Source organism: Streptomyces sp. NPDC013157 (assembly GCF_042899865.1).
In the GTDB taxonomy this organism is placed as follows: Bacteria; Actinomycetota; Actinomycetes; order Streptomycetales; family Streptomycetaceae; genus Streptomyces.
The window spans coordinates 38,951-64,438 of sequence record NZ_JBIBAK010000011.1 but is presented as its reverse complement, the minus strand read 5'-3'; the positions used below and the strand labels follow the sequence as shown (position 1 = coordinate 64,438).

The window sequence follows — 25,488 nt, the reverse complement described above, 5'->3', positions numbered from 1 at the left end:
CGGGGCCGGTCCGGCCCTCAGAGGGTGAGCAGTTCCTCGTGGAACCCGCCGAACCGCCGCTCCGGAGCGAGGAGATGGATCTCCAGGATCCAGTGGCAGGTGCGGCCCGCCTTGTCGGTGCGGCGCAGCGGGGTGTCGTTGGCGGGCGTGATGTACGACTCGACGTCGGCGCCGTCGATCGTCTCGTGCGGGAACTCGCCGACCAGGTGCCCGGCGTGCCAGCCGCCCAGCCCCCACCCCGCTTGCCCGGCGAGCCGCTCCACCTCGGCGTACAGCCGCGCGCCGGTGATCTCCACGTCGGCCTCGAAGAAGCGCCGGCCGGCGGCGAACACCCGGGGGAGGTCGGCGCGGAGCCGGTGCTTGACCGGGTCGTCGCCGAGGACGAAGGTGCGGCCGAAGTCGGCCTCGTACTCCTCGAAGATCGGCCCGAAGTCGGCGAAGACGATGTCGTCCGTGCCGATCACCCGGTCCGGCGGGTTCTCCCGGTACGGCAGCACGGTGTTCGGCCCGGAGCGCACGATCCGCTTGTGCCAGTGCCGGGTCGTCCCGAACAACTCGTTCGCCAGGTCCCGGATCCGGTCGCTGACCGCCCGCTCCCCCTCGCCGGGCACGACGAGCCCGCGCTCCTCGATCTCCGCGAACAGCCGCACGGCCTTGCCCTGCGCCTCGAGCAGGCGCGCCGCGCGCGTGGGTTCGTCATCCGCCATGGGCCGAACCTAGCCAGCCCCGGTCGTCCCCGGCAACGGGGTTCCGCAGGGCCGTGGCCAGCCGGAGGCTCTCCTCGACGGCGCGCGGGATGTCGGTGACCGGGAAGAGCGTGTGCCGTACGGTCCGTTCGGCGTCGACGACCAGGATGAGGCGCTTGTGCCGCAGGCGGCCGGCGCCGCGGATGACCGGCAGGCGCAGGGCCGCGGCCTGGCCGCGCTGGTCGACCGCTACCCGGTCGGGTCGATCGAGGACCCGATGGCCGAGGACGACCACGACGGCTGGCGCGACCTGACCGCCCGGCTCGGCGACCGCTGCCGGCTCACCGGCGACGACGTCTTCTGCACCGACGAGACCCCGCTGCGGGCCGGCATCCGCGACGGCATCGCCAACTCCGTCCTGGTGAAGGTCAACCAGATCGGCACCCTCACCGAGACCCTGGCCACCGTCGCCACCGCCCACCGCGCCGGCGAGACCGAGGGCACCACCATCGCCGACCTCGCCGTCGCGACCGGATGCGGCCAGATCAAGACCGGCTCGCTGTCCCGCGCCGACCGCACCGCCACGTACAACCAACTCGTCCGCATCGAACAGGAACTGGGCCCTCAGGCCCGCCAAGCGGGCGCCGAGGCCCTGGGGCTGCGCCGCCGAGCAGGGGGAAGCGTCGGGCGGGGTCAGACGGTCGGGTCAGTCGGTCGCGTCAAGCGGTCGGGACAGGCGGTCGGGGTCGGCGGGGAGCTCCGGAGCGGCAGCAGGCTGACCGGCTTCGCGGCCGACCCGTCCCGGCCTCCGCACCGGTCTCTGTCCCGGTCTCCGTACCGGTCGCCGTACCGGTCGCCGCCGCGATCCCCACCGTCCCGGTCCCCGCTGCCCCGATCCCCGTCCGGGTTCGCGTCGTGTGCCGCCTCGATGTCGGCCCACCAGTCGGCGCCGTCCTCCAGGTAGCGCAGCAGGATGCCCTCGCGGAGGGCCCAGGGGCAGATCGCGAGCGACTTCACGCCGCTCAGTTTCATCGCGGTGTGGCCGACGACCGCTCCCGCGAGGCTCTGCCGGGCCCGCGGCGCGGAGATGCCGGGCAGGCCGGAGCGCTCGGTCACCGGCAGGGCGGCCAGCCGGTCGATCGCGCGGCGCAGGTCGCCCCGGCACAGGATCCGCTCGGCGAACGGGCCGCTCCGTCCCGGGGCCGCGCCGCACAGCCGGGCCAGCTGCTGGAAGGTGCGGGAGGTGGCGACGACGGTGCGCGGGTGCTCCCAGCGGATGCGGGCGGTGGCGTCGCGCAGCTGATGGCGGGCCCGGCGGCGCAGGTCGCGCAGTTCGTCCGCCGTCGGCGGACCGTCGTGGCCGAGGAACTCGTTGGTCAGCCGGCCTGCCCCGAGCGGCAGGGAGACCGCGAACTCCGGCATCCGGCCGCGCCCGAAGGCCACTTCGAAGGAGCCGCCCCCGATGTCGAAGACGGCCAGGGGCCCGGCCCGCCAGCCCATCCAGCGCCGGACGCCGAGAAAGGTGAGCTCGGCCTCCACCTCGCCGGGCAGCACGCACAGCCGTACCCCGGTGTCCTGCGCCACGGCCCGCAGGACGGCGACGCGGTCGGGTGCGTTGCGTACGACGGCGGTGGCGAACGCCAGCGGTTCCGGGGCGCCCCACCGGCGGGCGATCTCGGCGGCCTTGCGGAGCGCCTCGACCAGCTGCCCGGTGGCCTCCTTCCCGAAGTGCCCGTCGGCTCCGACCTGTTCGGACAGGCGGAGCTTCCACTTGGCGGTGTGCACCGGCAGCGGCACCCCGCCCGTCGCGTCGGTCACCACCAGCCGAACCGTGTTCGATCCCGCGTCCACCAGGCCCACTCTCATGCGCTTCACGTACCCAGCGCAGCCGGGGTGATGCGGTGCGTGCACGGAAGGGTGGGCGAGGAGGTGCGCAGACGTGTGCGCAGCACGGCGGCCTCCGGCCCGCCGGTGGATGCCCACGGACCCGTCAGAACCCGCCAGGACCCGTCAGTACATACGTGAATCATCTTTCGCGTTTTTGTGTGCGGGGAACCTACAGCCGTACGATGTGCGCCATGGTGGGAGTCGACGGAGTTCCCGAGCCGCACACCGGCTGGACGTTCCTGACCAGTCACGCACGCGTCCTGGCGAGCATCGCCGACGACCACAACACCCGCATCCGCGACATCGCAGCCCGCTGCCGGCTCACCGAACGCGCCGTCCAGAAGATCATCGCGGACCTGGAACAGGACGGCTACCTCTCCCACACCCGGAACGGCCGCACCAACCAGTACCGCATCGACCCGGACAAGGTGCTCCGCCACCCGGCCGAAGCCGGCGCCGGCCTCACCGTCGCCTCCCTGCTCACCCTGCTGGTCAGGGACGAGGCGGACCGCCGGGGCACGGGCGAACAGGCCGGGGGCGGTTCCTGACGGGCGCGTCGCTCCCGAACGGCTAACTTGTGGAGTCGACGTCAGGACAATCCCGACAGTCCACCTCTTTCTCCCCCCTTTGTTAGGCGGTCCGCCATGAGCCTGAGCATCCGCAACCAGATCCCCGGCACCGTCACCGCCGTCACCCCGGGCGAGGTGATGGCGACCGTGAAGGTCCGGCTCGACGGCGGCCAGGAGCTCACCGCCGCGATCACCCTGGAGGCGGTCCGGGAGCTGGGGCTCACCGAGGGTTCGGCCGTACGCGCGATGGTCAAGTCCACCGAGGTCGCGCTCGCCACCGGCCGGGTGCCGGGCGTGTCCATCCGCAACCAGCTGCCCGGCACGGTCAGCGACGTGGCCACCGGCGGGGCGATGGCCACGGTCAAGGTCACCGTGGACGGAGGCCAGGACCTCACCGCGGCGATCACCAGGGACGCGGTCGGCGATCTCGGCCTGACGGCCGGCGCGCCGGTCGTGGCGCTGATCAAGGCGACCGAGGTGTCCCTCGCGACCGCCTGACCCCGCGCGGGTCGGCACCGGCGGAGAGGAGGCGCCCGGTCGTCACTTCTCGCCGTGCTGCCGCCGGATCCTGGAGGCCACCTCGTTCTCCTCCGTCTCCCACCAGGGCCGGACCCGTTCGGCGGCGGGGGCGGCGGGGCCGGCAGCAGTGCCGGCCGTGGGTGCGGGGGAGGCCGCGGGGACCACCGCGAGCTGCTCGTCCAGACGGCGGTCGAGGGCCGCCGTCTGGACGCGTTCCGCCCGCGCCCACTGGAACAGGAGCGCCAGCAGGAACGGCAGGGCGACCAGCTCGGCGATGCTCAGCATCGCGCCGCCGCCGATCTGCTGGTCGTGCCGGACGTCGGGGGCCCAGGACGGGTGGTGGTGCAGGTACCACGCCCCGGCGATCAGCGTGCCGTGCGTCATCACGACGACCCCGGGGACCGCGTCGATCACACCGTCCAGGAAGACGAGGCCCGCCCGCACCGGATGGGTGCACCAGGCCGGCAGGCTCTCCTCGCGGGTCAGGACCGGTACGACGAAGAGGCAGCCCGCCACCAGCAGGTGCAGGTACATCAGCTCGTGCAGCCAGCCCACGCGCAGCGCGGTGGCGAAGTACGGGGTGAAGTAGACCGTCAGCTCGGTGGCGAGGACGAGGGCCGTGCTGACCAGGGGGAAGGTCAGGAGGCGGACCACGCGCCCGGTCATCGCGCGGCGGACCCACGCCGCCCCGCCTGCCGGCAGCGCCTCCACCGCCAGCCGCAGCGGGTCGCCGAGGGCCAGGCCGAGCGGGGCCAGGAGGTCGAGCAGGATGTTCTGCACGGCCGCGGGCCAGAACAGCACATGGTCGTAGACGGCGAGGCCGGACATCGTCGCGACGACCAGCGCCCCCAGGCCCAGCACCGCGAAGGCCGCGGACCGGGCCGGCGACCAGGAGCCGCCCCCGGCGCGCACGCGCCGCACACCCCAGCCGTACAGCCCGCCCAGGGCCACGACCAGCAGCAGCGCGGGCACGTCCGGCTGCCACGACGTCAGCAGCCGGCCCACAGTCAGCTCGGCCATCCGGCTCACCCTCCTTCGGTCGGGGACGAAACGGGTCAGGTCAGTCCACTGCGCGACGCTATACCTGTCCCGCCCCGGCCCCGCACCGGGGCTCGTGCAGAATCGGCGCGATCACCAGGCGGTGATCGGCACGGTTCTCAAGGGTGGGGATTCATGTTCGGAAAACGGCTCATGGTGAGCGGAGCCATCGCGATTCTGATCGGCACGCTCGGCGCGTGCTCCGGGGGCGGGAGCGGAAACGGGAACGACGGGAACGGGGTCGGCAACGGCACCGCGTCCGCCCAGGACGACACCGTCCACGGGCTGAAGGACACCGTCCGGCACATCACCGCGAAGACCACCCGGGCCACCCGCCCCCGCCTGGTCAGGACGTGCGCCACCACTACGCACCGGGTCCGGCACACCTCCAGCAGCGGGACCGGCAGCAGACGGAAGACCAGGACCTGGTACACGACCGAGCGGTACCGGTCCTGCACCAAGGTGCACCGCGGCACCGAGACCTACCGGAGGACCGTCCGCACCGAGAAGTGGTGCGTGGAGCTGGACGACGTGAACGGCGACAAGCGGCGCGACGACGTCTGGTACCAGGTCAGCAGCTCGGTCTACGGCGAGGCCCTGGCCGCGGACGACCACGCCCGGCTGGAGTTCGCCGCGACCCGCGAGGGCTGCTGAGCCGCCCGCCCGCCCTCGCCCCGGGCCTGCGTCACAGTTCTGTGCCGGGCCAAGGTGATCCTTGTTCACTTTCGTTCGGTCGTGCTTAAAGTGATCAACGCGGCCGGCGGACGCCGACCACCTCCGCCGCCGCACAGGGGAGACGGGGAACACAGGGGGCTTCGCCATCATGAGGGAACGATTCGCCATGCCTCGGCGCGGGCCGGTGCGGCCGCTCGCCGCGCTGCTGGCCGCCGTCGGCGTCGTCGCGGGGGTGCTGGTCGGCCGGCCGGGGCTGGAGTCGGTGACGGGGTGCGGGACCTCCGGGGACCTGTATCCGTCGCAGACCGCGAAGGACTGGGTGTCGTACGCCGACCACGTCGTGGTCGCCAGCCCGACCGGGGAGCGGGAGACGAACCGGCGGACGTACGCCAAGGGGGCCGTGGCGTACGCGACGGACCGGCTGGTGAGCTTCCGGACCGACAGCACACTGTGGTCGCACGCCTCGCCCCGGCACGCCCTCGGCTCCGCCTTCGACCTGGTCGCCCCCGGCTGGGAGGTCTACCGGTCCAGCGGCACCCGCGCCGCCGAGATGGCCACCGACGCGCCACGCCTCCAGGTCGGCCACACCTATCTGCTGGCCCTGCGCTGGCACGAGGGCGGCTGGGCGGTCCTGGGCGAGGGCGGGGCCGTGCCCTTCGACGACCACACCGGCGACCAGGGCGAGTGGTGCGGGCGGGTGCTGAGCAAGGAGGACGTCGCCGAGGGCGAGCGCTTCTCCCGGCACGACGACCACAGCCTGGAGAAGGCGCTGCTCGGACAGGACGAGCAGGCCGCCAAGAGCGCCCTGGACCGCGCGGCCCGCGACTGAACCCCGTCCCCGGTTCTTCACGCCCGGCGACATCCGGCCACGCCCGGCCACAGGGGTGGTACGACTGTCCCCGTCCCACCCGGACGAACAACGACCTGACCGAACTCGCCCTGCCCGCCCGCCTCCTGGGCGGCACGGGTGCCGGAAGGATCTCGTCCCGCCTGACCCTCCAGTACACAGGCACCCACATCTCCCCCACTGAAATGGCATGAACAGTTCACCTGCTCTCCATCTTCGACGCGTTGGTGCGCAAGGAACCGGCCATTGACTCAACCCGCGCGGCAACCCGTTGGAGCCGTGTAGGGGGCAATTCGTTTCCGTATAGGGGGGGCACAGTGGTGTCCGCGCTCAAGGGTTCCGCAGGGGCGGAATCCGAAAGACCCGTGCCCAGGCAGCTGTCGGCCGCCCGGGGGCTCGGGGACCGGATCTTCCGGGTCCAGTTGACGGCCTCCGGCGTCATCGTCCTCGCCATCATGGCTGCCGTAGGGCTGTTCCTGCTGCTCCGGGCCGGACAGGCGCTGCGAACCAGAGGGGTCTGGGGCTTCCTCACCACCGCCGAATGGCAGCCGGACGTGCACCGCTTCGGCATCGCGGCCGTGCTCACCGGCACCCTGCTCATCGCCGCCGTGGCCGTCACGATCAGCGTGCCGCTGGCCCTCGGGACCGCGCTGTTCATCTCGGACATCGCACCCCGCCCGCTGCGCCGCACGCTCGTCTCCATGGTCGACCTGATGGCCGCCGTGCCGTCCGTGGTCTACGGCCTGTGGGGCCTGTTCTTCCTCCAGCAGCACGTCATCGGCCTCTCCCGCTGGCTGTCGGACTGGTTCGGGTGGATCCCGTTCCTGCACGTCGACGGCACCCAGCCGGGCGAGCCGCTGGCCTCCCAGAGCGTCTACACCGCCTCCACGTTCGTGGCCGGCATCGTCGTGGCCCTGATGGTCGCGCCGATCCAGTGCTCGGTGATGCGCGAGGTGTTCGCGCAGGCGCCGGCGGGTGAACGGGAGGGGGCCTACGCGCTCGGCGCCACCCGCTGGGGCATGATCCGCGCGGTCGTACTGCCGTACGGCATGGGCGGGATCATCGGCGGCACGATGCTGGGCCTGGGCCGGGCGCTCGGCGAGACCATCGCGGTCTACCTGATCATCTCCCCGGTCTTCACCATCCAGCCGCACATCCTGCAGACGGGCTCGAACTCCGTCTCCTCCCTCATCGCCCTGCACTACGGCGATGCCTCGACCTTCGGCATGTCGGCGCTGATGGCGGCGGGCCTGGCGCTGTTCCTGCTCACCCTGGCGGTCAACTTCACCGCTTCCTCGATCGTGGCGCGGTCACGGTCCGGCGCACAGAGCGAGGCCTGACGATGACCGTCGTAGACCTTGAGAAGGGCGCTCCCCAGGACGCCCCGCAGGACGCCCCCCGGAAGGCCGCCGAGGGCACTGGCGCGGACACCGCTCCGGACACCGCGGTCGCCGCGCTTCCCGACCTGCCGCGCCGGATCGGCGGGGTCACCCGCTCCGGTGTGCTGTCGGTGTTCGGCGCCGCCGCCTCCGGGCTGTGCGTGGCCGTCCTCCTCTTCGGCGAGCTCGCGCCGTTCTCCGGCGCATTGGGGTTCTTCGTCACCGCCTACCTGTCTTTCCTGGGTATCTACGCGGTGTTGACAGGCCTTGAGGAGGACGGGCAGGCGGTACGGGACCGGGTGATGACCGTCGTCCTGTGGTCGGCGGGCGGCCTGATGTTCGCCGCGCTCACCATGGTCGTGGGCTTCACCGCGTGGCGCGGCCGGGAGGCCCTGCCGCACGCCAACTTCTTCACCCAGGACATGCAGGCGGCCGGCCCGCTCGACCCGCTGACCAACGGCGGCATCGCGCACGCCATGCTCGGCACGCTCATCATGATCGCCATCGCGCTGGCGATCACGGTCCCGCTGGGCCTGGCCTGCGCGGTGTACCTGAACCAGATCCCGGGCCGGTTCTCCCGGTTCGTCCGCACGATCGTCGAGGCGATGACCGCGCTGCCGTCCATCGTGGCCGGCCTGATGGTCTACGCCGTCTGGATCCTCAACCTCGGCATGCAGAAGTCGGGTCTGGCGGCGGGCTTCGCAATCAGCGTGATGATGCTGCCGATCGTGATCCGTGCGGCGGACGTCGTGCTGCGTCTGGTCCCCGGCACCCTCACGGAGGCGTCCGAGGCGCTCGGCGCCCCGCGCTGGCGGACGGTCTGGCACGTGGTCCTGCCGACGGCCCGCTCGGGCCTCGCCACCGCCGTCATCCTCGGCACCGCCCGCGGCATCGGCGAGACCTCCCCGGTGCTGCTCACGGCGGGCTACACGGCAGCGCTCAACGCCAACCCGACGAACGGCCCGATGGTCTCCCTCCCGCTGGCCGTCTTCAACTTCGTCAAGTCCCCCGAGCCCACGATGATCGCGCGCGGCTTCGGCGCGGCGGCGGTCCTGATGGCACTCGTCCTGGTCCTCTTCGTGATCGCCCGCGTGATCGGCGGCCGCGGCCCGGGCCACCAGAACAAGCGCCAGGCGAGGCGGGCGGCCCGCGCCTCCCGCCGGGACGTGACGAGGTTCGCGGAACTCCACACGCCGGGTCTGGAGTTGTTCGAGACCGGTTCCCCCGAAACCGACGGCGGGACCGAGCGCCCCGAAAGGGGCGCGGGGCTGCATCAATCAGCGGCTCCGTCGCGGAGCGCGCCCAGCCCCGACGCACCTGCAGCCGACGACGGCGAGCAGTCCCCCCAAGACAACGCACCCGCACCCGCCGACGGCGAAGGCCCCCGACAGGGGCCACCCGCACCCGACCACGAATCCCGCACGGGTGGTGCGGGTGGGAACACAGACCCCGCTACAGGAGACAGTCACTGATGTCCAGCCAAGTCATCAACGCCCTCCGACGGCTGGGCATCCTGGCCGCACTCATGGGCGTCCTCGGCACCCTCGCCGGTACCCCGGCCGTCGCCGACTCGTACACCCCCATCGCCGGCGCCGGCTCCACCTGGGCCGAGAACGCCGTCGACCAGTGGCGGCGCGACGTCAACAAGAACGGCATGCGCATCAGCTATGCCGGCACCGGTTCGTCGGACGGCCGCCGCCAGTTCCTCTCCGGTACCGTCGACTTCGCCGTCTCCGACATCCCGTTCCAGACGAACCCCACCGACGGCAGCGCCGCCGAACGCCCCGCGAAGGGCTCGTACGCCTACATGCCGATCGTCGCCGGCGGCACGGTGTTCATGTACCACCTCACGGTCAACGGCAGGAAGGTGACCAACCTCCGCCTCTCCGGCGACGTGGTCACCAAGATCTTCACCGGGGTCATCAAGAGCTGGGACGACCCGACGATCAAGGCCGACAACCCCGGCCTGCAGCTGCCGCACCGCACCATCGTCCCCGTCGTCCGCTCCGACGGCTCCGGCTCCACCGCCCAGTTCACGATGTGGATGGCGAACCAGCACAAGGCCCTGTGGAACGCCTACTGCGCCAAGGTCGGCCGCTCGGGATCGTGCGGGCAGACGTCGTACTACCCCACCGTCTCCGGCATGATCGCCCAGTCCGGTGACCTCGGTGTCGCGGGCTACGTCGCCCAGAACTACGGCGAGGGCGCGATCGGGTACGTCAACTACTCGTACGCGCTCAACGCGCACTACCCGGTCGCCAAGGTCCTGAACCACGCGGGCTACTACACCGAGCCGACCCCGCAGAACGTGGCGGTCTCCCTGCTCAAGGCGAGGATCAACACCGACAAGAACTCGGCGGACTACCTCACCCAGCAGCTCGACGGCGTCTACAACGACACCGACAGGCGCAACTACCCGCTGTCCAGCTACTCGTACATGATCCTGCCGCTGAAGGTGCAGGGCACCTTCACCGAGGCCAAGGGCAAGACGCTCGGCGCGTTCTCGTACTACTTCATGTGCCAGGGCCAGCAGCAGGCGCCGAACCTGGGCTACTCGCCGCTCCCGATCAACCTCGTCCAGGCCGGCTTCGACCAGATCCGCCGGATCCCGGGCGTGCAGGCGCAGAACATCAACATCAAGAACTGCAACAACCCGACCTTCACGGCCAACGGCCAGAACAGGCTCGCGCAGACCGCGCCCTACCCGGCCGCCTGTGACCGCAAGGGCGCCGCACCCTGCACCAGCGGCAGCGGTGGCGCCACGACCAACTCCGGCAGCGGCAGCGGTGGCGGCTCCGGCGGTTCGACCGGCTCCACCGGCACCGGCTCCAGCAGCGGCGCCACCGCAGGCGGCTCCGGCTCGGCCGGCGACAACAGCGCCCAGCCCTCCGTCGACCCTGACACTGGCCAGACCATCTCCCCGAACGGCGGCACGGGTACCGCCTCCGGCGGCACCGGCGCGGGCGCCGACGGCACCGTGGCCCTCGCGCAGCCCGTCGCCGTGGCCACCGGGCACGGCTGGACCGGCACCCAGACGCTGATGCTGCTGGCCGCGGTCCTGGTCTTCGGCCTGCTCCTGCTGCCCTCGGTGGTCTCCCGCCTGGTCGGCAGCAGGGCGGCCGGCAACGGCAACAGCCGCTCCGACGACGGGAGTTCGCGATGAGACGCACCCGGATACGCAACGCGCTGATACGCCTGCTGGCCGGCGCCACCGTCGGCGCCCTCGCCGGACTCGCGGTCGCCCAGACCGCCCCGACGGCCGCCGCGGCCACCGGCTCCGCGGTGACCGTCTCCGGGCGCGGCGAGTTCAAGGACATGAAGTTCACGGTCTCCCAGACCAAGGACCTCACCAGCCAGGCCGTCACGGTCAGCTGGACCGGCGGTACCCCGACCACGTTCGCCGGCACGCAGTTCAACACCGACTTCGTGCAGATCATGCAGTGCTGGGGCGACGACGACGGCACGGTCCCCTCCAACCCGGGCCCGTCACGCACCCAGTGCCAGTACGGCGCCTCCCCGACCACCAACCGCACCAGCTGGCCGGGCAACGGCCAGGACGACACCCGGCAGATCTTCTACAGCGCCGACCCCACCAACTACGGCCAGGACAACCGGTACGGCGCCGCCAACCCGAACGCCCCGGGCGAGGTCCCCTTCAAGTCGGTGGACGGCACCACGATCACCACCAACACCCAGAACAACGCGCTGTTCAACTACAACACCACCAACGAGATCGACTTCGCCCGTACCGGCACCAACGGCACCGGCAAGGAATTCTTCGAGGTCCAGACCGCCAACGAGGCACCTCACCTCGGCTGCGGTGTCCCCGTCACCACCGACGGCGTCACCAGGCCCCGCTCCTGCTGGCTGGTGATCGTCCCGCAGGGTCATCTGGACCTGGACGGCAAGCCGTACGCCGACCAGAGCCAGGTCAACGCGGGGTCGCCGGTCTCCTCCACCAACTGGAAGAACCGGATCGCGGTCAAGCTGGACTTCAACAGCGTCGGCAGCAACTGCGCCCTGGGCGCCGACGAGCGCCCCACCACCGGCAGCGAGCTGGCGGCGGACGCGATGACCAGCTGGCAGGCGCAGCTCTGCTCGGTCGGCAAGGTCTACGGCTACACCGAGCTCGGTGAGCCCGACACCCGGTCCCGGCTGATCTCGGACTCCTCTTCGACGGGCCTGGCCTTCACCACCCGGAAACTGGGCGCGGACGCGGGCACCACCGCACCGTCGGGGACGACGACCTACGCACCGGTCGCGCTCTCCGGAGCCGTCATCGGGTTCACGATCGAGCGCAGACCCAAGTCCGGGGCGCCCGACAGCATCAAGAACCTCGCCGGCACCAAGGTCGAGTCCATCAAGCTCAACCAGCGCCTGGTCGCCAAGCTGCTCACCGAGTCGTACCGCAACTCCACCTGGGGTTCGGTCATCAACGGCACGGCGGCCAAGGGGTACGGCTGGACGAAGAACAACCCGGCCGGTATCGCCTCCGACCCCGAGTTCATCGCGCTGAACCCGGAGTTCCAGTACCTGTCGGTCGCCGAGACTCCGGCCACCGACACCGACCTGATCACCTCGCTCGGCCACTCCGACACCGCCCGGGCGATCTGGCAGTGGATCCTCGCCGACAAGGACGCCCGGCAGTTCCTCGCGGGTGTCCCGGACGACGACGGCATGCGGGTCAACCCGTACTACAGCACCAACGCCGACCTGAACCCGACCGGTATCGCCTTCGACCCGTCGAGCACCGACGACTACCCGAAGAGCGACCCGTGGTGCACGGTGCCGCCCGGCTCGGACGCGCCGTCCACGGCCACCCAGTGCATGACCGACTTCCACCCCTACGTGGACGACATGCACTCCGGCGCCCTGCACACCCGGCGCGCGGACACGCTGTGGAAGTCCAGCTGGGACGCGCTGTCCAGCCCGCAGGCGTACAAGAGCCCGGGCCCGCAGACGGTCGGCTCGCGCTTCATCATCACGATCACGGACACGGCGTCCGCGGCCCGGTACGGCCTGCAGACCGCGGAGCTGAAGAACACCGCCGGCAAGTACGTGGCCCCGAGCACGGCCGCCCTGACCGCGGCCGCCGCGACCGCCACCGGCTCCGGCGTCGCCGAGATCACCCCGGCCAACGCCACAGCCAAGGCCGCCTACCCGCTCTCCGAGCTGGTCTACGCGGCGGTCCGGCCCGGCAAGGTGAGCGAGGCAGCCCGCTGGGACTACGCGGCCCTGCTGCGCTACGCCGCCGCGACCGGCCAGACCCCGGGCGCCGACCCGGGCAAGCTGCCCGACGGCTACGCCCCGCTCTCCTCGAAGCTGCGCGCCCAGACCGTCAAGGCGGCGAACGCGCTGCTCGACTACACCGGACCGACCTCCACCGGCGGATCCGCCGACGGCGGCGGCACCGACACGAGCGGGGGCGGCGCCCCCAGCGGTACCGCCGCGGTCGACGGCGGCACGACCGGCGGCGCCGGTACGGGTACGCCGGCCGATGGCGCCAGCACCTCGCCCAGCGCCAAGCCGTCCTACGACGGCGGCAAGGCGCTGGAGACCACCGCGGCCGGGAACACGCCGGCCGACCCGGCCACTCCGCTGCGCTATGCCGTGCCGGTGGGGGCCGCGCTCGGGGCGGTCGCCGGGGTCGGGGCGCCCTTCGCGGGCGGGCGTCGGCTGTCGATGGCTTCCGTGACGACGGCGGTACGTCGGCTGCGGGCTCGTCGTGGCTGGTCGCGCCCACGCGGCGGAGCCGCAAAACGATAACGCCCCACGCCCCTGACGGGGCGCTCCACACAGGGGCGTTGAAAGCCCCACGGGAGCCCAGTGCTCCCCCACAGACGGCCGTCCGCCCCGAAAGGCAGTCGGGGCGGACGGTTCGCACCACCCTGCCAGATCCTCTGGCAACACCCAGCTAGCTAGCTCTTGTCAGGAGACTCTCGATGCGCAGAATGCGCTCTTCGGCGGCGTTCGTCGCCGCTGCCGTGGTGGCCGGCGGCCTCGCCCTCGCCACCCCGGCGGTCGCCGACCCGGATGCCGGTGCCTTCCGCCAGCTGGTCGGCGTGGGCTCGGACACCACCCAGGACGTGCTCAACGCCCTGGCGGGTGACACCGTCAACGGCACCAGCTACTCCGCCACCGCGGTGAAGTCGGCGAACGGCGCGGGCATCGCGTCGTACGACGCGATCGAGCCCGGCACCGGCTCCACCACCTCGACCATCAAGACCCGCACCGACGGTCCGTCCTTCCTGCGCCCGAACGGCTCCGGCAACGGCCGTCTCGCCCTGAGCGAGGCGCTGACCGGCGACAAGTACCCGACCAGCGCCGGTGTCTCCATCAGCGGCCAGGTCGACTTCGCCCGTTCCTCCGGCGGCCCGTCCGTCTCCGGCACCGCGCTGACCTACATCCCGATGGCGCGTGACGCGGTCGGCGTCGCGGTCAAGGGCTCGGCCCTGGACACGCTGACCGCGGACCAGCTGCACGACATCTACTCGGGCACGCTCACCACGGTGAACGGCCAGACCGTGCACCCGAAGATCCCGCAGGCCGGCTCCGGCACCCGCAAGTTCTTCCTCGCGGCGATCGGCCTGACCGACGCGACGCTCTCCCCGAACGTCACCACCGTCCAGGAGAACCAGGCGAACGCGGCCCTCACCGAGGACGGCGCCCTCGTCCCGTTCTCGGTCGGTTCCTGGATCGCCCAGATCAACGGCGTCTCCCCCGACTACAGCAAGACGGCGGCCGCGGCCGGCGGCCACCTGGCCTCCGTCCAGCTGCCCGGCGACACCGGCGGCGCCACCAGCCCGGTCACGACCGTCAACGGCAAGCTGGCCCCGGTCACCGCCTACTACGACAACTCCACCTTCGGCCGTGACGTCTACAACGTCGTACCGAGCCGCGCGATCGACACCAACAGCATCTTCTTCGACAAGGACCTGTACGACGTCTTCGTCACCAGCGGCAGCCACACCGCCGCGCTGGCGTCGGACGCCGCCGAGGCGGTCATCGCCAAGTTCGGCTTCGTCAACGAGTCCTACAACGGCTCCATCTCCCTGACCAAGCACGCCAAGGTCGGCGGCCTGGAGGAGTCCGGCGTCGACGCCTCGGTGCCCGGCGCCCCCACGGTGAAGGCCACCGTCGGCGACGCGAGCCTGAAGCTGTCGTGGACGGCCCCGTCCGCCACCGCGCTGCCGGTGACCGACTACCGGATCGCGCTGACCGACGCGGACGGCGGCGTCGTCGCCGTCAAGGACGTCGCGGCCACCGCCACGTCGTACTCCTTCACCGGCCTGACCAACGGCACCTACACCGCGACGGTCACCGCCAACAACCTCAACGGCACCGGTGCCGCGGCCACCTGGACCGGCTCGGTCAAGTACGCCAGCAAGACGGTGGCCACCACCGCCACCACCGCCTACGGCAAGACCCCGAAGGTCTCCGTCACCGTCACCGACACGCACAGCGTGAAGCCGACCGGCAAGGTCACCGTCAAGGACGGCACCACCGTCCTCGGCACCGGCACCCTCGACGCGTCCGGCAAGGTCACCATCGGCCTGTCGAACCACCTCAAGGTCGCCACACACTCCCTGTCGGTCTCCTACGCGGGCAGCTCCAGCCTGAACGCGTCCTCGACGACCGTCTCCCTGAAGATCACCAAGGCCACGGCGTCGGTCTCCACCTCCGCCCCCACCTCGGTGAGCCACACCGCCAGGGCCAAGGTCACCGTCAAGGTCACCGCGACCGGCACCACCCCGACCGGCACCGTCCGCATCTACCAGGGCTCCAAGGTCATCGCGACCGGCACCCTGAGCAGCGGCAAGGTCACCATCACCCTGCCGAAGCTGGCCAAGGGCAGGCACACCCTGCACGCCTTCTACGTCGGTTCCTCGACCGTGAACTCGAAGACCGGCGCCAACTTCACCATCACCAGCAAGTGACCGTCTGACGGGCCCGCCGGGAGCCTCGTTCGGTTCCCGGCGGCCCCTCACCAAATTCTTCGAAGGAGGCGGGCCGCCATGACCGTCGCCGTACCGACACCGAAAACCCTGGCTCCGGCCGTGCCCCGCAGGCCCGTCCGCAGCCTCACCTTCGTCCGCCACCTCTCGCGCGGCGGACTGCTCAGCCTCGCCGCCCTGCTGCTCGGAATCACCGCCCAGCTGCTGGTGTTCAGCGGCGCCCAGGAACACTCCGCCCAGCACGCCGACTTCGACCAGCTGCGCGAGCAACTCGCCCTCGGCACCGCCCCGGTGGCGCAGACCGGGCAGGACGGCAAGCTGCTGGCGCCCGGCACGCCGGTCGCGCTCGTCGACATACCGAAGCTGGGCCTGAGCCAGGTCGTCCTGGAGGGCACCGACTCCTCCGTGATGACGGACGGCCCCGGTCACCGCCGGGACACCCCGATGCCCGGCCAGGCCGGCACCAGCGTGCTGATGGGCCGGGCGGCGGCGTACGGCGGCCCGTTCGGCAAGCTCTCGCAGCTCGCCACCGGTGACACGTTCTCCGTCACCACCGGCCAGGGCAAGGCGAAGTTCCAGGTCATCGACGTACGGCGGGCCGGCGACCCGGCGCCGACGGCGCTGGCCTCGGGCAAGAGCCGGATCGTCCTCATCACCGCGACGGGTCCGAAGTTCATGCCCTCGGGCGTGCTGCGCGTCGACGCCGACCTGGTCTCCGCGCCGTTCCAGACCCCGTCGGCCGTGATCCGGGCCGGCACCCTGCCGAGCTCCGAGGAACCGCTGGCCCGGCCCTCCGGGGTGCCGTGGCCGCTCGTGATGTGGCTGCAGGCGCTGCTCCTCACCGCCGTGGCCGCCGTCTGGACCTGGCACCGCTGGGGCCGCCACCAGACGTGGATCGTCTTCGCCCCGGTCGTCGCGGTGCTCGGCCTCCAGGTCGCGACGCGGACCACCGAACTGCTGCCGAACCTGCTGTGACCGAGGTGAGTGAAGTGTCTGAAGCAACCGAAGTGACTGAAACAACCGAGACTGTCGAGACTGCCGAGATCGCCGTGACTGCTGTTACCGCCGAGAACGCCGAGATGACCGACACCGCCGTGCTCCCCACCGCGACCGCCGTGGTGGACGGCCCCGCGCCCGCCACGCTCGAAGCCCGTGCGGTCTCGGCCTGGTTCGGCTCCCACCAGGTGCTCAGCCAGGTGTCGCTGACCATGCCCGCGGGCGAGGTGACCGCGCTGATCGGCCCGTCCGGCTGCGGCAAGTCGACGTTCCTGCGCACCCTCAACCGGATGCACGAGCTGATCCCGTCGGCGCAGTTCGGCGGCGAGGTGCTCTTCGAGGGCGAGGACATCTACGACCCGTCCTGGCGGCTGACCGACGCCCGCCGCAGGATCGGCATGGTCTTCCAGAAGCCGAACCCGTTCCCGGCGATGTCGATCTACGACAACGTGGTGGCGGGCCTGAAGCTGACCGGCATGAAGGTGACCCGCCGGGAGAAGGACGTGCTGGTCGAGGAGTCGCTGACCCGCGCCGGCCTGTGGAAGGAGGTCCGCGACCGGCTCCGCCAGCCCGGCGGCGCCCTCTCCGGCGGCCAGCAGCAGCGCCTGTGCATCGCGCGGGCCCTCGCGGTCCGTCCCCGGGTCCTCCTCATGGACGAGCCGTGCTCGGCCCTGGACCCCACCTCCACCCGCCGCGTCGAGGAGACCATCCAGGACCTGGCCGGCCAGGTGACGATCGTGATCGTCACCCACAACATGCAGCAGGCGGCGCGCGTCTCCCAGCAGTGCGCGTTCTTCCTCGCGGAGCAGGGCACGCCGGGCGGCATCGTGGAACACGGCGCCACCGACGCCGTCTTCAACTCCCCGCAGGACCAGCGCACGGCCGACTACGTGGCCGGCCGGTTCGGCTGAGCCGACTGCGGGGGGTCAGCAGTACGGCGGCTGGTTGGTGAGCGAGGAGGCGACCCGCATCCAGACGCCGAACTGGCGGTAGAGGGCCGGAAGCGGGCCACGGGCCTGGACGGTACGGCTGTCCACGGCCGTCACCCCGGGGATGCCGAGGAGGACGGCGGGCACGGAGGCGGACTGCCAGCGCACGGCGAGGACCGACTCGCCCTCGGGCGCGGCGGGCCGCTTCGGCACGGGCGTCAGGGCCGCCAGAACCCCCTCCTCGATCGCCCGGCGGGCCTCCTCCGCCGGGCGCAGCTCGGCGGCGAACCGGTCCCGGGCGTACTTCACGGGCACGGTGACCACCGATTCGTCCCAGGCCGTCATCTCGGCGCACGCCGCGTCGTCACCCGTGAGGGCCACGACCGGAACGCCGAGGGCCGCGGCGGTGGCGTGGGCGAGCCCGATCTCCCCGGCGGGCCTCCCGTCCAGCCAGATGTCCTCGATCTCGTGGCCCATGAAGCTGTGACTCAGCACACCGAGGGCACCGGCCCGGGAGTGGTATCCGACACATATCGCCGCGTCGTGCTCCGCCGTGAGCCCCTCCAGCATCATCATCTTCTTCGGCTTGCCGCGCACCAGGCGGGCGGCGGGGTGCAGGTGTTCGGGGAGCAGGTTCCGCATCGGCCCGTGGGCGTCGTTGACGAGCACCTCGGTCGCACCGGCGGCCACCGCCCCGCGGACCGCCGCGTTCACGTCCTCGGCCATCATCGACCGGCCGCGCTCGTAGTCCCGGCCGCCCGGCTGCACATCGTCCCGGTCGACCAGCCCGGTGATGCCTTCCATGTCCACGCTGATGTAAATACGCACGTCCTGAGGCTATCCGGACCCTACGTATTGTAGGTTCCCAGTCGGCCACGGCGGCTCGTCAGCTCACGGGGGTACTCATGCAGGGCACGGACACACAGGAGGCGCGGCGCAGCCTCGCCCCCACGGTGGCGGTGCTGGTGGCGAGCCTGCTGGTCGCCGCGGTCGGCGTGTACGAGCTGTCCGGCTTCGGCCTGCAGGCCCTCGACCGGCGCCCGCACCTGTTCAGCGACGGGCTGGCGACCGGTGGGGTGATCGTGGCCGCGGTGGCGGCCGGGGCGGCGATCGGCAACCTGGCGTGGATGCTGGCGGCCCGGCGGCGGGCGGAGCGGGAACGGGCTCAGGCTCACACACGTCCGTAAGAGCAGGACGCCCTTTCACACCGTATTCCGTACGACGGTGGACCGCTCCCGCGTCTCCCACAGTTACCCTACAGACTGTAGGGTCAGCCCTCCGTCAACCCGCACCCCGTCCCCAAGGTGACCGGTCCCCATGCCCGCACAGCTGTCGGCCCCGATCCCGCCCCGCGTCTCCGCCGCCCTGCGCGCCCCCACCGGCGCGTCCGGCGGCGCACTGCACAGGCGGGCCGCCGACTTCACCGTCTGGTACCTGCGTGTGATCGCCGTACTGAACATAGTGGCGGTGATGTCACTCCCCTTCCGCCAGGAGGTCGACGAGCACAACAACGGCCGTATCACCCTGCACCTGCACCGGCAGCACGCGCACCACTCCGGCCAGTTCTTCACCCCGTACCTGGCCACGGCGGGCCTGGTCTCGGCCGCGCTCGCCATCTTCTTCGTCCTGGTGATGCGCCGCCGCAAGCGCGCGGCCTGGGTGGTCAACCTGCTGCTGTCCGCCCCGCTCTTCGCCCTCTACGTCCTCGCCCTCACCCAGCACGAGTACCGCGCCCACTTCTTCAACTGGGTCTCGGCGGCCGTCACCGGCCTCTTCGTGGCCGCGCTGCTGATCAGCCGCCGGGAGTTCAGCGCGGTGGGCGACCCGTCGAACCCGAAGACGGCGCTGGCGGTGGGCGCCGGCGGCGTCCTGGTGACCGGCGGCCTGGGCACGCTCCTCGTGCACGCCACGAACAAGCTCCCCGGCGCCACCCTCCCCGACGAGATCGCCTACACCCTCCTGAGGGGCGTCAGCGTCGGCCCGCTCGCCGACCACGTCACCGCGGTCCACGCCCCGCGCTGGACCGACATCGTCATCAACATCCTCCTCGCCGCCGCCTTCTGCCTGGTCCTCTACGCCGGCTTCCGCTCCCCGCGCGGCCGCCGCCTGCTCAGCCCCGAGGACGAGTCCCGGCTGCGCGGCCTGCTGGACAAGCACGGCGCCCGCGACTCCCTCGGCTACTTCGCCCTGCGCCGCGACAAGATGGCGATCTTCTCCCCCACCGGCAAGTCGGCGGTCACCTACCGCGTCGTCGGCGGCGTCAGCCTCGCCTCCGGCGACCCGATCGGCGACCCGGAGGCCTGGCCCGGCGCGATCGACGCGTGGCTGACGGAGGCGCGGCGCCACGCGTGGACGCCCGCGGTCATGGGCGCGAGCGAGGAGGCGGGCACCGTCTACGCCCGGCACGGCCTGGACGCCCTGGAACTGGGCGACGAGGCCATCGTCGACATCGCCGACTTCACCCTGGAGGGCCGCGCGATGCGCGTCGTCCGCCAGGCCCACAACCGGGTCCGCCGCGCCGGCTACACGGTCCGCATCCGCCGCCACGAGGACATCCCGGCCGACGAGATGGCCATACTCATGGAGCGGGCCGACCACTGGCGCGACGGCGCCACGGAACGCGGCTTCTCCATGGCCCTCGGCCGCCTCGGCGACCCGGCGGACGGCCGCTGCGTCATGCTGGAGTGCCGGGACGCGGACGACTCCCCCCGCGCCCTCCTCAGCTTCGTCCCCTGGGGCGAGCAGGGCCTCTCCCTGGACCTGATGCGACGCGACCGCCACTCCGAGAACGGCCTGATGGAGTTCATGGTCGTCGAACTCCTCCTCCGGGCCGCCGAGCTGAAGGTCGACCGCGTCTCCCTCAACTTCGCCATGTTCCGCTCGGTCTTCGAACGCGGCTCCCGCCTCGGCGCCGGCCCGGTCCTGCGCCTGTGGCACACCACCCTCACCTTCTTCTCCCGCTGGTGGCAGATCGAGTCCCTGTACCGCGCGAACGCCAAGTACCGCCCGGTGTGGGAGCCCCGCTACCTGCTCTTCGCAAGGAGCAGCGACATCCCGAGAATCGGCCTGGCGAGCGCCCGGGCGGAGGGGTTCCTCACGGTGCCTTGGGGGTCGTGACGAGGCCGGGGACGGCGCCGCGGCAGCCGCGGGGCAGCCGTACGCCGACGGGGAATCTCTGGACTGCCAAGGCCGGCGCGCCGTCACCGCGCGGCCGTGCGTGCCTCATCGACGGGTGCCGGGTCGTACCGTAGCGACTCGGGCGGGACGTCGTAGGGAGGGATCCACCATGCGGGGACGTGGCCGTCGGGGTAGTGCTCGAAGGTCCGGCACACCGAGCACCACTCCCACAGTCGTCCGCGACCGCTGAACCGGATCCCCCGGAAGACCTTCGCCTCGTCGTCCTCCAGCAGGTACCAGCGATGCAGCGCACGGGCGCCGCACACGGGACACGGGCCGACGAGGTCCGGGCCGGTCCAGTCCTCGTTGAACACTTTCCGCCAGACCCGGTGCTCCTCGGAGTCCGTCTCCCGCCATGCCGTCGGCTCGTTCATCTCAGGACAGCCTGCACGGGAAAGCACGACGGGAAACCCCGGAAGGGAAAGCCGAGGGACAGCGGTCGTCGCCGCCCCGTGCCCGAAACACGCCGTCGGCCGGAGCGCTGGCGGGTCCCGGCCAGGTGGCTCAGCCGCGCGGCGTCCCGCCCGTGATCCCCCCGCCCACCGTGAACCCGATCACCGCGCCGCCGCCCTCCCTGCGGAAGGCGAAGGGGGCGCCGCCGTGGGCCATGGCGACCTCGCGGACGATGGAGAGGCCGAGGCCGGAGCCGGGGAGGGAGCGGGCGTCGGCGGCCCGGTAGAAGCGGTCGAAGATGCGGATCAGGTCGCCCTCGGCGATACCGGGGCCGCGGTCGAGGACCTCGACGCGGACGGTGCCCGGCCGGGCGGGGCCGGTGACGCTGATCTCGATGGGGGCCTTGCCGTCCCGGTCGAACTTGGCCGCGTTCTCCACGAGGTTGGAGACGGCCCGCTGGAGCATGCCGGGGCGGCCGTCGGTCGTGGTGTCGCCGGCCGCGCGCAGCACGATCTCGCGTCCGGTACGGCGCCGGGCCAGCCCCGCCACGTCCTCCGCGATGTCGGCCAGGTCCACGCGCTGCGGGGGCTCGGTGTCGGACTGCCCGGCCGCGAGGTCGACCAGCTCGTTGACCAGGTCGGTGAGCTCGCGTGCCTCCTGGCCGAGGTCGGCGACGAGCTCGTCACGGGTCGCGGGCGGGAGTTCGTCGATCCGGCGGAGCAGGGAGATGTTCGTACGGAGCGAGGTCAGCGGGGTGCGCAGCTCGTGACCCGCGTCCTGGACCAGGCGCCGCTGGTCCTCCTCCGACTGGGCGAGGCGGCCCAGCATCCGGTCGAAGGCGCGGCCCAGCCTGCCCACCTCGTCCAGTCCCGTCACCGGCACCTGGATGCCCAGCTGCCGGGTGCGGGCCACGTTCTCCGCCGCGGAGGTGAGGATCACGAGCCGGCGGGTGATCCGCCTCGCCAGCCACCAGCCGAACAGCCCGGCGGCCACCACCACGGCCGACATCAGCAGCAGGGTCCGCTGCTGGAGCGCCTGCAGCAGGTCCTCGGTGTCGCTGAACTCCTGCGCCACCTGCACCGCGCCCCGGCCGCCGCCGAGCGCGACCGTGGCGATCCGGAACAGGTCCTCGCCGGCCTGGACGTCCTTGTGCTGGACCGTCTTCCCGGCCTCCGCGGCGGTGGCGGCCGCCCGGTCCGCGGCGGTGACGGGCAGCACCGGACTGCCGCGGTCGATGATCTCGCCCCGCGCGCCGAGCACCTGGACGTCGGTGCGCGCGGGCCGGACCAGGTCATGGCCGGGCTGGGAGGAGGAGAAGTCCGCCGGCACCATCTTGTGCTGCTTGACCTCGTCCTGGACGTCGGAGACGACCTGCGTGAACACCGACTGCTGGTCGACGCGGACCAGCCGGGCGGCCGCGTTGTACGACAGGATGCCGACGACGATCGTGACGGCGGCCGTGACCGCCGCGAAGGACACGACGAAGGTGGTCCGCAGGGAGACGAGGCCCGGCCGGCGCCGGGCCAGCACCCGCGTGAGCCGCTCCAGGCGCCGGAGCGGGCCCACTCAGTCCTCCCGCAGCACGTAACCCACGCCCCGGACGGTGTGGATCAGCTGCGGGGCGCCCGGCTCGTCGAGCTTGCGGCGCAGGTAGCCGACGTAGACGGCGAGGTTCTTGGAACCGGGGCCGAAGTCGTAGCCCCAGATGCGGTCGTAGATCGTGGAGTGGTCGAGGACGATGCCCGCGTTGCGTGCGAGGAGCTCCAGCAGCTCGAACTCGGTGCGGGTCAGCTCCAGCTCGCGCCTGCCGCGCCAGGCCCGGCGGGCCTGGAGGTCCATCCGCAGTCCGGCCGCCTCGATCTGCCGGTCGGAGACCTGCGGCTCCCGGCCGGGCTCGGCGGGCACACCGCCACCACCGCCGCCACCGCTGCTGCCGCCGCCGGTGGTCACGGGCAGGGTCCGGCGCAGCAGCGCCCGCAGCCGGGCGAAGACCTCTTCGACGTCGAAGGGCTTGACGACGTAGTCGTCGGCGCCGGCGTCCAGTCCCGCGATCCGGTCGGCGGTCTCCACCAGCGCGGTCAGCATGAGGATCGGGGTGCGGTCCCCTTCCGCCCGCAGGACACGGCAGACCTGGAGGCCGTCGATGCCCGGCATCATCACGTCCAGGACGAGGACGTCGGGGCTGGTGCGGTGGGCGTGCGCCAAGGCCTCCACACCGTCCGCGACCGCAGTCACCTCATAACCCTCCAGGGTGAGGGCCCGCTCCAGGGCGTGGCGGATGGCGCGGTCGTCTTCGGCGAGCAGCACAGTCTGGGGCACCTCCCCAGTCTGCCAAGGCTTCCGGCGGTTCTGCCGTGGTGAGCGGGCCTACGATCACCCTTTTTACCTGCCTCTCACCGTCACAGAGGCAACCGGGCGCCGGATTTCGGCTGCGGGCCGGTGGGGGGTGCTCGCGCAGTTCCCCGCGCCCCTTACGGGGCGCTGCAGTCACGCCAGCTACATAGCTGCGGGCAGTCGTGCCGCTGGGGCGGCACGGGTGGGCGCTGGGGGTCCCCCGGCCGAAGGCTGGGGGAGGCACCCGGCAAGCGCCGGTGAGCGTCCCCACCCCCGCCCCGCCCCCTCAGCCCGCGGCCAACCTCGCCAGCTGCTCCGCGAACGGCACGACCGGCAGCGCCTCGGGCTCCTCACGCACGGCACGGCGAAGCCCCTGCATCAGCGCCGCCAGCTCCTCCGCCGCCCGCTCGACCCGCCCCTCCAGGCCCTCGGCACCCCAGTCCTCGGACGCCGCGTACACGCCCGTCGGCACGACCACCGCCCGCAGGTACGCGAACATCGGCCGCAGCGCGTGCTCCAGTACCAGCGAGTGCCGTGCCGTACCCCCGGTCGCCGCGATCAGCACCGGCTTGCCCGCGAGCGCGTCCTTGTCGAGCACGTCGAAGAACGACTTGAACAGCCCGCTGTAGGAGGCCGTGAACACCGGCGTGACCGCGATCAGGCCGTCCGCCTCGGTCACCGCCTCCAGGGCCGCCGCGAGCCTGCGCCCGGGGAACCCGTTGGTGAAGTTGTGCGCGATCTCGACCGCGAGGTCGCGCAGCTCCACCACCTCCAGCTCGACCTCGGCCTGCCGGCCGACGGCCGCCGCCAGCCGGTCGGCCAGCAGCCGCGTGGACGACGGCACGCTCAGCCCCGCCGAGACGACGACGAGCTTCATGCCCCGACCTCCTTCTTGTCCTTGTCGGCCTTGTCCTTGTCGGCCTTGTCCTTGTCGGCCTTCTTCTCCTGCGCGGCGGCGGCCAGCAGCGACGCGTGCGTCGGCGCCTCCGGGACGTCCGCCGGACGGCCCTTCGCGAACTCCTTGCGCAGCACCGGCACGACCTCCTCGCCGAGGATGTCGAGCTGCTCCAGGACCGTCTTCAGCGGCAGCCCCGCGTGGTCCATCAAAAACAGCTGGCGCTGGTAGTCGCCCGCGTACTCGCGGAAGCCCAGCGTCTTCTCGATCACCTGCTGCGGCGAGCCCACCGTCAGCGGGGTCTGGTCGGTGAAGTCCTCCAGGGACGGCCCGTGCCCGTAGACCGGCGCGTTGTCGAAGTACGGCCGGAACTCGCGCACCGCGTCCTGCGAGTTCTTCCGCATGAACACCTGGCCGCCGAGGCCGACGATCGCCTGCTCGGGCGTGCCGTGCCCGTAGTGCGCGAACCGCTTCCGGTAGAACTCGACCATCCGCTTGGTGTGGTCGGCGGGCCAGAAGATGTTGTTGTGGAAGAAGCCGTCACCGTAGTAGGCGGCCTGCTCCGCTATCTCGGGCGAGCGGATCGAGCCGTGCCAGACGAACGGCGGCACGTCGTCCATCGGCCGCGGGGTGGAGGTGAAGCCCTGCAGCGGCGTGCGGAACTTGCCCTCCCAGTCGACGACGTCCTCGCGCCACAGCCGGCGCAGCAGGGCGTAGTTCTCGATGGCGAGGTTGATGCCCTCGCGGATGTCCTGCCCGAACCAGGGGTAGACCGGCCCGGTGTTGCCGCGGCCCATCATCAGGTCCACCCGGCCGTCGGCCAGGTGCTGGAGCATCGCGAAGTCCTCGGCGATCTTCACCGGGTCGTTGGTGGTGATGAGGGTGGTGGAGGTGGAGAGGATCAGCTTCTCCGTCTGCGCGGCGACGTAACCGAGCATGGTGGTCGGCGACGACGGCACGAACGGCGGGTTGTGGTGCTCACCCGTCGCGAACACGTCCAGGCCGACCTCCTCGGCCTTCAGCGCGATCGCGACCATCGCCTTGATGCGCTCCCGCTCGCTCGGCGTCCGGCCCGTGGTGGGGTCCGGCGTGACGTCGCCGACCGTGAAGATCCCGAACTGCATGCTCGCTCACCCTCCAGGTTGTTTACGATTCAACTATACCCGCAGAACGAGACCCCGCCGCCACCTATTCCCCGCACCCGGAGCG

General features: G+C 71.8%; 21 protein-coding genes and 2 pseudogenes. 14 read left to right on the top strand and 9 right to left on the bottom strand.

Going from position 1 to position 25,488, the window contains the following annotated elements:
* Positions 1-17: 17 nt before the first annotated feature.
* On the bottom strand, positions 18-707 hold the full coding sequence (locus ACFY6U_RS29590; RefSeq protein WP_390043085.1) for a M24 family metallopeptidase: 690 nt from the start codon (positions 705-707) through the stop codon (positions 18-20).
* Between the two features lie 208 nt (positions 708-915).
* On the opposite strand from ACFY6U_RS29590, the pseudogene eno reads away from it, so the two are divergent.
* Positions 916-1,353: pseudogene (eno, locus tag ACFY6U_RS29585) on the top strand (phosphopyruvate hydratase); the annotation flags it as partial.
* A gap of 242 nt (positions 1,354-1,595) precedes the next feature.
* On the opposite strand, the pseudogene ACFY6U_RS29580 reads toward eno, so the two are convergent.
* Positions 1,596-2,552: pseudogene (locus ACFY6U_RS29580) on the bottom strand (Ppx/GppA family phosphatase); the annotation flags it as partial.
* Between the two features lie 212 nt (positions 2,553-2,764).
* Here ACFY6U_RS29580 and ACFY6U_RS29575 point away from each other — a divergent pair.
* Positions 2,765-3,121: a MarR family transcriptional regulator gene (locus ACFY6U_RS29575; RefSeq protein ID WP_390043084.1), complete on the top strand. Its 357-nt coding sequence runs from the start codon at positions 2,765-2,767 to the stop codon at positions 3,119-3,121.
* A 96-nt stretch (positions 3,122-3,217) separates the two neighbouring features.
* On the top strand, positions 3,218-3,640 hold the full coding sequence (locus ACFY6U_RS29570) for a molybdopterin-binding protein (protein WP_390043082.1): 423 nt from the start codon (positions 3,218-3,220) through the stop codon (positions 3,638-3,640).
* Positions 3,641-3,682: 42 nt separating this feature from the next.
* On the opposite strand, the gene ACFY6U_RS29565 is transcribed toward ACFY6U_RS29570, so the two are convergent.
* The gene (locus ACFY6U_RS29565) at positions 3,683-4,681 is read right to left on the bottom strand and encodes a cytochrome c oxidase assembly protein (protein WP_390043079.1); all 999 of its coding nucleotides are present in this window, start codon (positions 4,679-4,681) and stop codon (positions 3,683-3,685) included.
* A gap of 153 nt (positions 4,682-4,834) precedes the next feature.
* Between ACFY6U_RS29565 and ACFY6U_RS29560 the strand changes: the two genes are divergently transcribed.
* The 9 genes from ACFY6U_RS29560 to pstB all read left to right on the top strand — a co-directional run bounded on the left by ACFY6U_RS29560 (position 4,835) and on the right by pstB (position 17,462).
* Positions 4,835-5,353 carry a hypothetical protein gene (locus ACFY6U_RS29560; protein ID WP_390043077.1) on the top strand — a complete coding sequence of 173 codons (519 nt, stop codon included), beginning with the start codon at positions 4,835-4,837 and terminating at the stop codon, positions 5,351-5,353.
* Positions 5,354-5,540: 187 nt separating this feature from the next.
* A complete protein-coding gene (locus tag ACFY6U_RS29555) occupies positions 5,541-6,203 on the top strand; it encodes a hypothetical protein (protein ID WP_390043075.1) in 663 nt (220 codons plus the stop codon).
* A 383-nt stretch (positions 6,204-6,586) separates the two neighbouring features.
* Positions 6,587-7,561, top strand: a complete 975-nt coding sequence (gene pstC, locus ACFY6U_RS29550; RefSeq protein WP_351486277.1) for a phosphate ABC transporter permease subunit PstC — start codon at positions 6,587-6,589, stop codon at positions 7,559-7,561.
* A 2-nt stretch (positions 7,562-7,563) separates the two neighbouring features.
* Positions 7,564-9,072 carry a phosphate ABC transporter permease PstA gene (gene pstA / locus ACFY6U_RS29545; protein WP_390043073.1) on the top strand — a complete coding sequence of 503 codons (1,509 nt, stop codon included), beginning with the start codon at positions 7,564-7,566 and terminating at the stop codon, positions 9,070-9,072.
* Positions 9,072-10,763, top strand: a complete 1,692-nt coding sequence (gene pstS / locus ACFY6U_RS29540) for a phosphate ABC transporter substrate-binding protein PstS (protein WP_390043071.1) — start codon at positions 9,072-9,074, stop codon at positions 10,761-10,763. The genes pstA and pstS overlap by 1 nt, the downstream gene beginning before the upstream one ends.
* A complete protein-coding gene (locus ACFY6U_RS29535) occupies positions 10,760-13,366 on the top strand; it encodes a hypothetical protein (RefSeq protein WP_390043069.1) in 2,607 nt (868 codons plus the stop codon). The genes pstS and ACFY6U_RS29535 overlap by 4 nt, the downstream gene beginning before the upstream one ends.
* A gap of 176 nt (positions 13,367-13,542) precedes the next feature.
* Entirely contained in the window at positions 13,543-15,537 is a 1,995-nt protein-coding gene (locus tag ACFY6U_RS29530; protein WP_390043067.1) for an Ig-like domain repeat protein, read from the top strand.
* A 78-nt stretch (positions 15,538-15,615) separates the two neighbouring features.
* On the top strand, positions 15,616-16,530 hold the full coding sequence (locus ACFY6U_RS29525) for a sortase (protein WP_390043065.1): 915 nt from the start codon (positions 15,616-15,618) through the stop codon (positions 16,528-16,530).
* A 104-nt stretch (positions 16,531-16,634) separates the two neighbouring features.
* Complete coding sequence (pstB, locus tag ACFY6U_RS29520; protein ID WP_390043451.1) at positions 16,635-17,462, top strand: phosphate ABC transporter ATP-binding protein PstB; 828 nt, start codon at positions 16,635-16,637, stop codon at positions 17,460-17,462.
* 15 nt (positions 17,463-17,477) lie between these two features.
* Here the strand turns inward: pstB and ACFY6U_RS29515 are convergent, their stop codons facing one another.
* Complete coding sequence (locus ACFY6U_RS29515) at positions 17,478-18,308, bottom strand: M55 family metallopeptidase (protein WP_390043063.1); 831 nt, start codon at positions 18,306-18,308, stop codon at positions 17,478-17,480.
* Between the two features lie 77 nt (positions 18,309-18,385).
* Here ACFY6U_RS29515 and ACFY6U_RS29510 point away from each other — a divergent pair, with 77 nt between their 5' ends.
* A complete protein-coding gene (locus tag ACFY6U_RS29510; RefSeq protein ID WP_390043061.1) occupies positions 18,386-18,667 on the top strand; it encodes a hypothetical protein in 282 nt (93 codons plus the stop codon).
* Between the two features lie 130 nt (positions 18,668-18,797).
* Positions 18,798-20,597 (top strand): phosphatidylglycerol lysyltransferase domain-containing protein, encoded by a 1,800-nt coding sequence (locus ACFY6U_RS29505; protein WP_390043059.1) that lies wholly within the window; start codon positions 18,798-18,800, stop codon positions 20,595-20,597.
* 83 nt (positions 20,598-20,680) lie between these two features.
* On the opposite strand, the gene ACFY6U_RS29500 is transcribed toward ACFY6U_RS29505, so the two are convergent.
* From ACFY6U_RS29500 to ACFY6U_RS29480, 5 genes are all read right to left on the bottom strand, one after another.
* Positions 20,681-21,031 carry a hypothetical protein gene (locus ACFY6U_RS29500; protein ID WP_390043057.1) on the bottom strand — a complete coding sequence of 117 codons (351 nt, stop codon included), beginning with the start codon at positions 21,029-21,031 and terminating at the stop codon, positions 20,681-20,683.
* Between the two features lie 130 nt (positions 21,032-21,161).
* Positions 21,162-22,616: an ATP-binding protein gene (locus ACFY6U_RS29495; RefSeq protein ID WP_390043055.1), complete on the bottom strand. Its 1,455-nt coding sequence runs from the start codon at positions 22,614-22,616 to the stop codon at positions 21,162-21,164.
* Positions 22,617-23,369, bottom strand: a complete 753-nt coding sequence (locus ACFY6U_RS29490; protein ID WP_390043053.1) for a response regulator transcription factor — start codon at positions 23,367-23,369, stop codon at positions 22,617-22,619.
* Positions 23,370-23,670: 301 nt separating this feature from the next.
* A complete protein-coding gene (locus ACFY6U_RS29485; RefSeq protein ID WP_390043052.1) occupies positions 23,671-24,261 on the bottom strand; it encodes an FMN reductase in 591 nt (196 codons plus the stop codon).
* Positions 24,258-25,403: an LLM class flavin-dependent oxidoreductase gene (locus tag ACFY6U_RS29480; protein ID WP_390043050.1), complete on the bottom strand. Its 1,146-nt coding sequence runs from the start codon at positions 25,401-25,403 to the stop codon at positions 24,258-24,260. Before ACFY6U_RS29480 ends, ACFY6U_RS29485 begins: the two co-directional genes overlap by 4 nt.
* Between the last annotated feature and the right edge of the window lie 85 nt (positions 25,404-25,488).